Origin of the sequence: Kitasatospora sp. NPDC127116, from assembly GCF_042677365.1 — a bacterium.
In the GTDB taxonomy this organism is placed as follows: Bacteria; Actinomycetota; Actinomycetes; order Streptomycetales; family Streptomycetaceae; genus Kitasatospora; species Kitasatospora lactacystinica.
Map to the genome: position 1 here is coordinate 1 of NZ_JBHXTL010000042.1, position 10,367 is coordinate 10,367.

Consider the following 10,367-nt stretch of genomic DNA (forward strand, 5'->3'; position numbering starts at 1 on the left):
CCGCCGCCGCGCATCCGGGAGCCCCCGGGGGTGCCGCCGCCGCGGACAGCGGCGCGCAGATCGGCACGGAGGCGCGCGCCGCCTCCGCCACCTCCGCCACCTCCGCCATCTCCTCCGCCGCCGATGTCGCGCACCTCGCGGCCAAGGACGAGAAGAAGAAGAAAAAGGGCTTCTTCGCCAAGCTGGGCAAGTTCCTGCTGGTCGTGGTCATCCTGCTGATCCTGCTCGTCATCCTGCTGATCGTCGGGATCGTCTACGCCGCCAAGCGGATCTTCAGCCGCCGCAAGTAGCCGCGCTCCGCCAGCGTCGGTCGTGCACCGGTCGTGCACCGGCCGTTTACTGGCCGAGTACACCGCGCAGCGCGCACGGCCGCGACCCGGGCGTTCGCCGCCGCCCGCCGGGCGGTGGAGCCGGAACGACCGCCCGGGGCGGGCCACTTGACGCCGATTGGCCCTGGCCGGGGTGCCGGGGCCGCCCGAGGATGGGCGCCATGAGCGACTTCCGCACCCACGAGAGCCCCGAAGGTCTGCGCCCCGAGAGCAGGGTCGTCCACCCGCCGCTCGCCGAGGTCACCGGCAGCCGTCCGCTCGGCGTCCCGCTGCACCAGGGCCACCTGTTCGCCTTCGACACCGGCGGCGCACTCGCCGGGGCCCACGACGGACCGGACGGCGCCTTCCTCTACAACCGCTTCGGCAACCCCACCGTCCGCTCCCTGGAGCAGGCCGTCGCCGGACTGGAGGGCGGTACCGGCGCCCTCGCCACCGCCTCCGGCATGGGCGCGATCAACACCGCACTGCTCTCCCTGCTGCGCGCCGGCGACCACGTGATCGCCCAGCGCAGCCTGTACGGCGGCACCGTCGGCGCGCTGACCGACCTCACCGAGCGCTGGGGCGTCGAGGTCGACTACGTGAGCGGCGACGACCCCGCCGGGGTGGCGGCCGCGCTGCGGCCCCGCACCCGGGTGCTGCTCCTGGAGACCGTCTCCAACCCCACCACCCGGGTCACCGACCTGCCCGGGCTGATCGCCGTCGCCCGGCACGCCGGGGTGGTGAGCGTGGTGGACAACACCTTCGCGACCCCGCTGCTGTGCCGCCCGATCGAGCACGGCGCGGACATCGTGATCCACTCCGTGACCAAGTACCTGGGCGGGCACTCGGACGTGCTCGGCGGGGTCGCCGTCTTCGCCGACCCGGAGCTGCACCGGCGGGTCTGGCGGCGCTCGCTCGAACTCGGCGCCTCCGCCGACCCGTTCGCCGCCTGGCTGACCCTGCGCGGCATGCAGACCCTCGCCCTTCGGGTCCGCCGCCAGTGCGAGACCGCGCTCGACCTGGCCGGCCGGCTCGCCGCCCACCCCGCGGTCACCGCCGTCCACTACCCGGGCCTGCCCACCGACCCCGACCACGACCTCGCCCGCCGGCTGCTGCCCGACGGCCACGGCGGCGTCCTGGCCTTCGACCTGGCCGGCGGCCGGAAGGCGGCCGGCACGTTCACCGAGTCCGTCCGGCTCGCCTCGCTGGCACCGTCCCTGGGCGACGTGCACACCCTGGTGATCCACCCGGCCAGCACCTCCCACCGGCAGCTGTCGGACGAGGAACTGGCGGCGGTGGGCATCGGGCCGGGGACGGTGCGGCTGTCGGTGGGCATCGAGCACCCGGAGGACATCTGGGCGGACGTCGCGCGGGCGCTGGCGAAGGTGTGAGCCCGAGCGGTGCGGCCGCCGGAGCGGGTGAGTGCGGGCCGGCCCGGGCCCCGTGCTCGGCGTCCGGGGCGCCGCCCGGGTCCGGAGCGCGGTGGAGGCGGGCGCGCCGCCCGGCCCGTCAGCGCTGCCGGGGCCGGGCCACCAGGAGCGCGATGTCGTCCTCGGCGGCCCGGGCCGGCGGCGGGGCGAGGGAGCGCAGGACGGCGTCGAGCAGGTCGTCGAGGTCTCCGGCGGCGGGCAGCCGCAGCGCCGCGAGCCGCTCCAGCGAGACGTCGATGTCCTCGCCCCGGCGCTCGACCAGGCCGTCGGTGTAGAGCAGCAGGGCCTGCTCCGGCAGGAGCGGGTGGGCGGTCTGCTCGTAGCCGCCGAGACCGGTGCCGAGCGGCGGGCCGGTGGGGACGCGCAGCAGCTCGGTCGGCCGGCCGGGGGTGATCAGGGCGGGTGGCAGGTGGCCCGCGCTGGAGAGGGTCCAGCGGCCGCGGCCCGGGTCGGCGAGGGCCAGTAGGCAGGTGGCCGGGCGGGCGGAGTCGTCGGCGGAGATGATGTTGTCGAGCTGACGCAGGATCCGGTGCGGGGGCAGGTCCATCCCGGCGAGGTCGCGCAGTGCCGAGCGGTAGTGGCTCATGTCGACGGCGGCCTCGACGCCGTGCCCCATGACGTCGCCCATGGCGAGCAGGGTGCGCCCGAACGGCAGCCGGACCGTCTCGAACCAGTCGCCGCCGACCACCGAGGCGCTCCCGGAGGGCAGGTAGCGGGAGGCGAGGACGAGGTTCTGGTGCGGGTTGCCGGGTTCGCTCAGCAGCGCCCGCTGGAGTTCGAGGGCGATTCCCTGGGAGCGGGCGAAGCGCCGGGCGTTGTCGAGGGCGGTGGCGGCGCGGGCGGCGAGGTCGCCGAGCAGGGCGGCCTCGTCGGGGGTGAAGGCCGGGCCGGCGGCAGTGCGGCCGAGGGTGAGCAGCCCGATCAGGCGGCCCCGGGCGGCCAGCGGCAGGACCAGCAGCGAGGCCGTACCCGCCGGACAGCTGTCCTCGGGGCCGGGCTCGGTGAGCACGGCGACACCGCCGGCCAGGCTGCGGGCGGCGGCCGAGCCCTCCCGGTGGCGGATCGATTCTCCGGACCGGGGCAGCTCGGCGAGGGCGGCGGCCAGCGCGGGCACGGACCGGGCGCCGGCGCGGCGCAGCCGCTGGGGCGTGCCGTGGCCGGCCCGGGCTGGTTCGGCCTCGGGCGGCAGCAGGTCCACGACGGCGAGTTCGGCGAGCCGGGGCACGGCGAACGCGGCGAGCTCCGCGCCGGTGGTGGCGATGTCGAGGGTGGTGCCGATCCGTTCGGTGGCGGCGTCCAGCAGGGCGAGCCGGGCCCTGGCCCGTTCCAGCTCGCGCAATTGGTCGCGGGCGGGGTCGGGGTCGTCCAGGACGACGACGACCACCCCGGTGGTCCGCCCGGAGCGCCGCAGCGCCCGGTAGCGCACCCGCAGGCCGGGCGGCACGGGGGCGCCCGCCCCGTCCGGGCCTCCGGTGGCGTGCTCGCGGGCGAGGCCGTCGGCGAGCACCCGGCGCAGGATGCCGAGGGCCCCGGCGAAGGCGGTGGTCCCGGCGGCCCGGCCGAGCAGGTCCGCGCGGCGCAGCCCGGTGGCGGTGGTGAACGCCGCGTTCAGGTACTGCCAGCGCAGGCGCTCGTCGAGCAGCGCGACGCCGACGGGGGCGGCGGCCAGGACCTCGCGGAGCCGCTCCGGATCGTCGCCGCCGCTGTCACCGCCGCTGTCACCGCCGGTGATCGCGCCGAGCCGGGCGGCGAGGGCCGCCGCGGTCGCCGCCAGGGACCGGGTGTCCGGTGTCGCGGGCCGCGGACCCTCTGCTCGGTTGCCGTGCCGGAAGTGCATACGCCCATGATCACGCGCCCGCGCGCGGCACGCCCACAGGTGGGTGAAACGTTGACCGGCCGGAGACGGTGCTGTAACGGAACGCTCGGACGGCTCGGACGGCTGTGGGGCCGACCGCGGCGGACATCCGCGCGGACATCCGTGCCGCGTACGGATACGGCAGGCGAACGCCGGATGATCTCCGGTCATACTTGGGCGGCGGCGCCCGACCCCGGACGCCGCGGGCCGGGCCGGGCCCACCCGGCCGTACCGACCCGGCCGTACCGACCCGGCCGCACCGCCCCGGCCCGCGCCCGAAGACCCAGACCGGAGGAACCCGATGAGCCCCCACCAGCCGACCAGTCGCCCGGCGGCCGGGGCCCCCGGGGTGCCGTGGAACCGGCAGCGGCTGCGCAGCAACAACGAGTGGCTCCTGCTGGAGCTGCTGCGCACGGGCGGCGGCTCCTCACGCGCCCAGCTGGCCCGGGACACCGGGCTGTCCAAGCCGACGGTCTCGGCCGCCCTGGCCGAGCTGGAGCGGGCGGGCCTGGTCCGGGAGGCCGGGCGGCTGGCCCCCGAGCGGGGCCGCACCGCCGTGCTGTACGAGGTCGACCCGACGGCCGGGCACGTGCTCGGCGTGGACATCGGCCGCGCCCGGCTGCGGGTGGCGGTGGCCGACCTGGCCGGGACGGTGATCGCCCGCCGGGACGTCGCCAACCGGGGCCGCTCGGCGAACGCCGTCGCGGACGCCGTGGTCGCCGCCGCGCACGAGGCGATCGCCGAGGCGGGCCTGGCCGCCGGGGACATCGTGCACGCGGTGATCGGCACCCCGGGGGTGTGGGACGAGCAGCGGCGCGGGGTGCGCTACGCCAGCAGCCTGCCCGGCTGGGGCAGGCCGGGACTGTTCGACCGGATAGGGGAGGGCCTGGGAACGGCCGTCTCGGTGGCCAACGACGCCAACCTGGCGGCGCTCGGCGAGTACACCCTGGGTGCCGGCCGGGGCAGCCGGATGTTCGCGTACCTGCTGGTCGGCACGGGCCTCGGGCTGGGTGTGGTGAAGGACGGCGAGCTGCTGCTCGGCGCCCACGGCGCGCTGGGCGAGATCGGCCTGGTCCCGCTGCCCGGGCGGTCCGGCGAGCCGGGCGCGACCATCGAGCAGGACGCCGCCGCGGACGCCGTGGTGCGTGCAGCCCGGGACTTCGGGCTGGACGGGGAGTCCGCGACGCGGCAGCTGACGGCGAAGCAGGTGTTCGAGCGGGCCCGGGCCGGGGAGCCCGCGGCGGTCCGGGCGGTGGAGCGGGAGGCCGAGCGGCTCGCCTACGCGGTGGCCGTGATGTCGGCCGTCCTGGATCCGGACCTGGTGGTGCTGGGCGGCGGGATCGGCAGCAGCGCCGACCTGCTCCTGGAACCGCTGGAGCAGGCCCTGCACCGGCTCGCCCCGATGCGTCCGACGCTCGCGCCGAGCCTGCTGGGGGAGGAGGCGGTGCTCCTCGGCGCGGTCTCCACGGCGCTGGAGACCGCCCGCCCCGAGGTGTTCGAGCGCCGGACGGCGGGGCTGCGCTGACGGTCGACCGGCGGGGCCGGCCGGGCGGCCGCGGCGTTCGGCTGCCGCATTCGGGCTGTTGCGTTCGGGCTGTTGCGTTCGGCCCGTGGCCGGAAGGTCTCGATCTGCCAACGAGTGGGGGTTCGGTGGACGGTGCGTGTGCGGTTCCTGCTTGAATCGCACGACTCATCCATACGGAACGGAGCGTTCTCCTCCCATGCCTTCACGGATAGCCGGCCGTCGTCGGGCCGGCCTGGCCGGATTCGCCGGACTCGTCCTCACCGTCGGTCTGGCACTGACCGGGTGCGACCCGTCGGCGGCCGACGGCGGTGCCACGGCCTCGGCCACGCCGACCGTCGCCACCACCACGACCGCGGTGACCACCCCGCCGGCGGCGCCCCCCGCCCCGGCCCCGGTCAGCAGCCCGCCGGCCCAGCCGGCCCCCGCGGCGCCGGTGGCCACGCCCCCGCCGGTCGCGCCTCCGGCCCAGCCCAGCGCCCCCGCGCAGCCGCCCGTCACCAAGGCGCCGCAGCCGAAGGTGACCACCGCCCAGCCGCCGACCGACCCGGAGCCTCCGGCGGCGGCCGGCGCCGGGTGCGACATCCGCTCGGCCGCGGGCAACTGCTACGAGGCCGGGCAGTTCTGCCGCACCGCGGACCTGGGCAAGAGCACCCACGAGGCCGGCGGCCGGGTGATCTACTGCCGGATGGTCAGCGGGAAGCCGCACTGGCAGGCCTGAGGCCCGGCGGGCCCGGGGCGCTCCGGGCTCAGGCGCCGATGACGCCCAGGGTGTCCCAGAACAGGTGCTCGTAGGCCTGGAGCAGCAGCCCGTACTCGTGTGCGGCGGCCAGGGTCGGCCCGTCCAGTCGGTCCGGGCCCAGGGCGTCGGCGGCCTGCTGCTCCAGCTCGGGCGCGGGCTGGGCGAAGAAGTCGAAGAACGCGCAGGCCTCGTCGGAGAAGCCGTACCGGCTGCGCAGCGCCTGCGCGATGGTGGCGCAGTAGCCGCCCCAGGCCGCGAAGTTGGCGACCAGGGCGGCGGCCGCCGGGTCGGGGTCGCTGTTCACGGCGAGCCAGGCGAGGAAGTGCGGGTAGGCCTGGCAGCCGGGCAGGGGCGGTCGGGACTCCGGCGCGTCGCGGTCGAGGCCGACGGCGGCGCCGAGCGCGGGCAGGGTGCGCAGCGCGGCGCTCTCGCCCTCGGCCAGGGCGGCGAACCAGGCGCTGACCGGCCGGTCGGCGCTGCGGCCGGCGAGCAGCAGCAGACTGCGGCGGTCGGAGCGGATGACCCGGTGCTGCTGGGCGCAGAGTTCGGCCAGCGCCGAGCGTGGTGCGGTGCCGTCGGCGAGTGCGGTGACCAGCGGCGGGACGGTGTCGCCGGGTGCCAACCGGGCGCGCAGGTCCTGGATCTGGTCGAGGATCGGGTGGTTCACCGGTGCCTCCGGGGTGCGGTACGGTCCGCTGCCATTCCTACCGTCCGACGGTGCCGGTGCGGCGGCGACAGGCCGGGGGCGGCGCCCCTGCCCCTCCCGGCCGGTCCGTGTGCCGGGCCGGGAGCCGGTGGAGCGGGCGACCGCCCCGTACCCGATCCCCCCGGGCCGCACGCCCTACTGCGGGGTGGGGGCGGTCAGTGGGGCGAAGGTCTGTCGGAGGTCGACGACCGTGGTCGGGCCCTTCACCCAGGCGAGAGGGGCGTGGTGCACCCGGACCCCGGCCGGTTCCCGGAGCAGCGCCTCGCCGGCCGCGTTCTGCGGCCACTCCACCGAGCCGGTGGCGGTTCGCGCGGGGATGAGCCAGTAGTCGCCCCGGGTGTACTCGCCGCCCGGTCGGAAGTAGACCTGGACGCCGTCCTCCAGGTCGAGCCAGGCGCCCTCCTGGAGCTGCAGGGCGCCGCCGGCCAGCGGCAGGGCGTTCCGGCCGCGGGGCGCCCGGTGGTCCCAGCGGCGCAGGAACGGGTGACGCTCGGCCGACCGCCCGACCTCCGGCCCCGGTTCGGCGGACAGTCGTACCCGGCGCCCCGGCAGGTCGGTCTCCTCCACCTGGAGCAGGTCCGCCGCCTCGCCCCGGCTGACGTACGCGCTGTCGGCGATTTCGATCCAGTCGCCGACCGAGAGGCTGAGTTTGTCGTCGTCGCCCAGCGTGGTGAGGTCGACCCAGACGCCCTCGATCGAGGCGATCGGCAGGACGACCGAGCCGTTCTCCCGGGACCACTTGAACGTGGCGCAGCCCTCCGCCGAGCCGCCGTGGTGGACCTCCACCCGGTACAGCTGGTTCTCCGGACCCCGGTAGCCGGCCTCGGGGTGGGCCAGGCACGGGTCCTCGCTCACCCGCTCCGGCCGCCGGGCGCGCGCGGCCAGCAGCCCGCCCGGCCGCTCGTGCGCGTCGGCCCACGTGTCGAAGGCCTCCCGCACCCGGGACGCCCCGCCGTCCGGAACGCTCAACTCCGAGGCGGGAAGGGTGAGTACCTGCCAGACGAGCTTGGCCCGGGCCGCCGTGTCGGGCATCGCCGCACCGAGCGCCACCTCGCGGATCTCCGGGTCCTCGACGGCGGTGACGCTGCGCTCCCAGACCTTCAGGTAGACCAGGAACGGGAACTCGCCGGGCAGCCGGTCGCCGTCGCGCTCCTGGTCCCGGTAGGCGTCCGGCTGGTCCCAGTACGTCCAGCCGGCGGGCGCCTCCCGGGCGTCGCCGCCGTCGCCCTGGCCGCCGTCGTCGGGCACGGCGATGCCGGGCTCGGGCCGGTCGGCCTCGCACAGGATGCCGTCCACGTAGTAGCGGCCGCCGCCGATGGTGAGGTCGTCCACGTCGTGGCTGCCCGGCACGTAGCCGATCGCGAATCCCGCCGCCCCGGCCGGTCCGCCGCGGCGGCCGATCAGGTCGGCGGCGAGCGTGCGCAGCTGGTACCGCTCGATCGCCGCCTGCTCGTTGGCGTCGGCGTCGAGCTGGACCCGGCCCTGCTGGGTCAGTACCGCGGAGTAGTGCTTGCCGGGCCGGAAGGTCAGGCGCGAGAAGTCTGCGTGCACGGTTTCCCTTTCGGAGTCATCGGGGCGGGTCAGGAGACGAAGAAGATCCCGGCGTCGGTGCCGGCCGGGGTGTACTCGGCCAGCCGCGCCCGCAGGTTGTCCTCGCGCTGGGGCTGGAACAGGTCGTGGAAGGCGCCGAGTTCGGAGCGGTCCTCGGCGCCGCGGGTGATCTCCGGGGCGCACCCGGCGGCCAACTGCCCGTAGCCGGGCGTGCCGTAGCGGAGGCTGGTGAACAGCGGGCGGACCCGCTCGGCCTCCAGCTCGCGCAGCCGGGCGGCCTGCGCCGGGTCCAGCTCGCCGCGCTCGACCAGCTCGGTCACCGCCGAGCGCACCAGGTCGGGTTGGCACTCGTACCGGCGCGGGGCGCGCGAGCCCGGTGGGACGTAGCAGAACCGCAGGCAGCCGAGCGAGCGGCGGGCCGTCCGCAGCCGCCCGGTGAACACGCAGTCCTCGGCGATCGGCACCGCGTGGGTGTGCACCTCGCCGACCACCGTGGAGCGGTGGGCGTGCAGCAGCGCGTGGGCGTGTTCGCAGTCGGGCCCGGAGAGCGCGGGCTGCTCGGGTCCGGTGGCGTCCAGGATGCTGTCGGCGAGGTGGATCTCCAGCGGGTCGGTGTCCACCTCGTCGCCGACGACCTGGATCGTGCCCAGGATGCTGCGCTCGATCGTCACGCAGGCGGTGGTGTGGTCCAGCACGAGGCTGGGCTCCTGCGGCGAGTGCGGCTCGCAGTGCGGCTCCAGCGACCAGCCCGGCACCAGGGTGCAGTGCCGCAGGGTGACGGAGGCCAGCGGTCCGGTGACGTTGACCCCGCGACCGGTGATCAGCAGCCCGTCCAGGACCAGCCGCCCGCCCGGGCAGACGCCCCGCACGTTGAGTGCGTCCGGCCGGTTGCTGTACCAGTCGAGCAGCCGGATCACCGGCCGGGTGCCCTCGGCGGCGCGCAGTTCGAGGCGGTCGTCCTCCGCCAGGTCGAAGTCCAGCTGTTCCTGGTAGGCGCCGCTGTGGGTGATCTCGATGACGGCGGCGCCGCCCGCGCTGCCGTCCTCCTGGTCGGCGCGCCACTGCTGGTAGGCGTCGTTGATCCGCTCGTACGGCCCGCCGGGGCCGACGCGGTAGAGCGCCCGGTGCCGGGCCTCCGGGCGGTCGCGCGGGTACTCCCCGCCGCCGGTGTCGTCGCCGAACGCGTGGTGGTAGTCGACCCGGACACCGCGGCGCGGGGCGGAGCGGGCGCCGAAGGCGATCCGGCCGAGCACCGGGTCGACGGCGACCTGGCCGCGCTTGGGGCGGTACGTCCAGTCGCTCAGGTCGGCCACCGTGATCTCGGCGGGCGGGACCGGCTCCTGGGCGCCGTCGCGCCAGATGGCGAAGCTCTTGCCGGGTCCGTAGTAGTCGGCCAGGCGCTCGGCGAGCTGCCGGCGCCGGATCGGGGCCGGCGCGTTGTCGAGCGCCGCGAGGTGGGTGGTCGACGGCTCCGGTTCGGGTTTGGTGACCAGCTGGGCGTCGTTGCCGAGGACCGAGAAGGTGAAGAGGTTCCTGGCCCGGTCGATGCAGTAGGCCGGCGCCCGGGTGACCGGGTACGGCTTCAGCCGCCAGACGTACAGGGCGACCCCGGCCGGCGTGTAGCCGCCCTGGCGGCGGGTGGAGGCGGCCCGGCGGACGTCGGCGGTGTGCGCCTGCCCGTCGAAGGGCCCGCCGAGCAGGTCGAGTTCGGCGCCGCGCCGCACGTCGACCAGCCGGCCCCGGCTCAGCCGCCGGCGGTCGGCCGCCTCCTCGTCGGGGCGCAGCAGCCGCACCGGCTGGGTGCCGCCGAGCAGCCGGGAGAGCTCCACCGCCCGGGCCGGCCAGTCGGCGACAGAGGCGGACAGCTCCTCCAGCAGGGCGAGCGTGCCCTTGCGCCGGCGGTGGGCGACGGTGTTCGCGACGTCGTGCCGCGGCGCCAGCCGGGCGGCGAGCCGGTCGCGGGCCGCGACCCGCTCCGGGGAGGCCCCGCCGTGCAGGCCGGTGGCGAGCACCTCCTCGTAACCGGGCAGGATCCGGTAGCCGACCAGGTCGCCGAGGTAGGCGACGGCCCAGTCGGCGGCGGTCTCGACGAACCAGTCCTGGTAGCCCTGTTCGATGCCGCTGCGCACGACGTCGACCTGCTCGGCGACGGCCAGCAGGGCGCGCAGCGGCTCGCCCGCCTCGGCGTCGCGCAGCCGGTGCCACTGCGGCAGCAGCTCCAGCAGTCCGTCCGGGTCGCGGCTCATCGGACGC

Annotated in this window: 7 protein-coding genes and 1 pseudogene; 4 read left to right on the forward strand and 4 right to left on the reverse strand. The window is 76.5% G+C overall.

The annotated features are described in order from the left end of the window. A pseudogene (locus tag ACFVHV_RS18740) lies at nt 1-290 on the forward strand (hypothetical protein); the annotation flags it as partial. 200 nt (nt 291-490) lie between these two features. Further along, nucleotides 491-1,699, forward strand: a complete 1,209-nt coding sequence (locus ACFVHV_RS18745) for a trans-sulfuration enzyme family protein (protein WP_380352191.1) — start codon at nt 491-493, stop codon at nt 1,697-1,699. Nucleotides 1,700-1,817: 118 nt separating this feature from the next. Here the strand turns inward: ACFVHV_RS18745 and ACFVHV_RS18750 are convergent, their stop codons facing one another. Next, on the reverse strand, nt 1,818-3,575 hold the full coding sequence (locus tag ACFVHV_RS18750) for a SpoIIE family protein phosphatase (protein ID WP_380352193.1): 1,758 nt from the start codon (nt 3,573-3,575) through the stop codon (nt 1,818-1,820). A gap of 319 nt (nt 3,576-3,894) precedes the next feature. On the opposite strand from ACFVHV_RS18750, the gene ACFVHV_RS18755 reads away from it, so the two are divergent. After that, nucleotides 3,895-5,118 (forward strand): ROK family protein, encoded by a 1,224-nt coding sequence (locus ACFVHV_RS18755; RefSeq protein WP_380352195.1) that lies wholly within the window; start codon nt 3,895-3,897, stop codon nt 5,116-5,118. Between the two features lie 196 nt (nt 5,119-5,314). Then, nucleotides 5,315-5,836, forward strand: a complete 522-nt coding sequence (locus tag ACFVHV_RS18760; RefSeq protein WP_359900751.1) for a hypothetical protein — start codon at nt 5,315-5,317, stop codon at nt 5,834-5,836. A 28-nt stretch (nt 5,837-5,864) separates the two neighbouring features. On the opposite strand, the gene ACFVHV_RS18765 is transcribed toward ACFVHV_RS18760, so the two are convergent. From ACFVHV_RS18765 to ACFVHV_RS18775, 3 genes are all read right to left on the reverse strand, one after another. After that, on the reverse strand, nt 5,865-6,524 hold the full coding sequence (locus ACFVHV_RS18765) for a transcriptional regulator (RefSeq protein ID WP_380352197.1): 660 nt from the start codon (nt 6,522-6,524) through the stop codon (nt 5,865-5,867). 174 nt (nt 6,525-6,698) lie between these two features. Next, nucleotides 6,699-8,114, reverse strand: coding sequence for a DUF6519 domain-containing protein (locus ACFVHV_RS18770; RefSeq protein ID WP_380352199.1), 1,416 nt, complete (start codon nt 8,112-8,114; stop codon nt 6,699-6,701). 29 nt (nt 8,115-8,143) lie between these two features. Next, a complete protein-coding gene (locus ACFVHV_RS18775; RefSeq protein ID WP_380352201.1) occupies nt 8,144-10,360 on the reverse strand; it encodes a hypothetical protein in 2,217 nt (738 codons plus the stop codon). Between the last annotated feature and the right edge of the window lie 7 nt (nt 10,361-10,367).

What these genes read in the sequence shown, in the direction of transcription:
- ACFVHV_RS18745 (WP_380352191.1), top strand. Translation starts at nt 491, where the DNA reads ATGAGCGACTTCCGCACCCACGAGAGCCCCGAAGGTCTGCGCCCCGAG.
- ACFVHV_RS18750 (WP_380352193.1), bottom strand. Translation starts at nt 3,575, where the DNA reads ATGCACTTCCGGCACGGCAACCGAGCAGAGGGTCCGCGGCCCGCGACA.
- ACFVHV_RS18755 (WP_380352195.1), top strand. Translation starts at nt 3,895, where the DNA reads ATGAGCCCCCACCAGCCGACCAGTCGCCCGGCGGCCGGGGCCCCCGGG.
- ACFVHV_RS18760 (WP_359900751.1), top strand. Translation starts at nt 5,315, where the DNA reads ATGCCTTCACGGATAGCCGGCCGTCGTCGGGCCGGCCTGGCCGGATTC.
- ACFVHV_RS18775 (WP_380352201.1), bottom strand. Translation starts at nt 10,360, where the DNA reads ATGAGCCGCGACCCGGACGGACTGCTGGAGCTGCTGCCGCAGTGGCAC.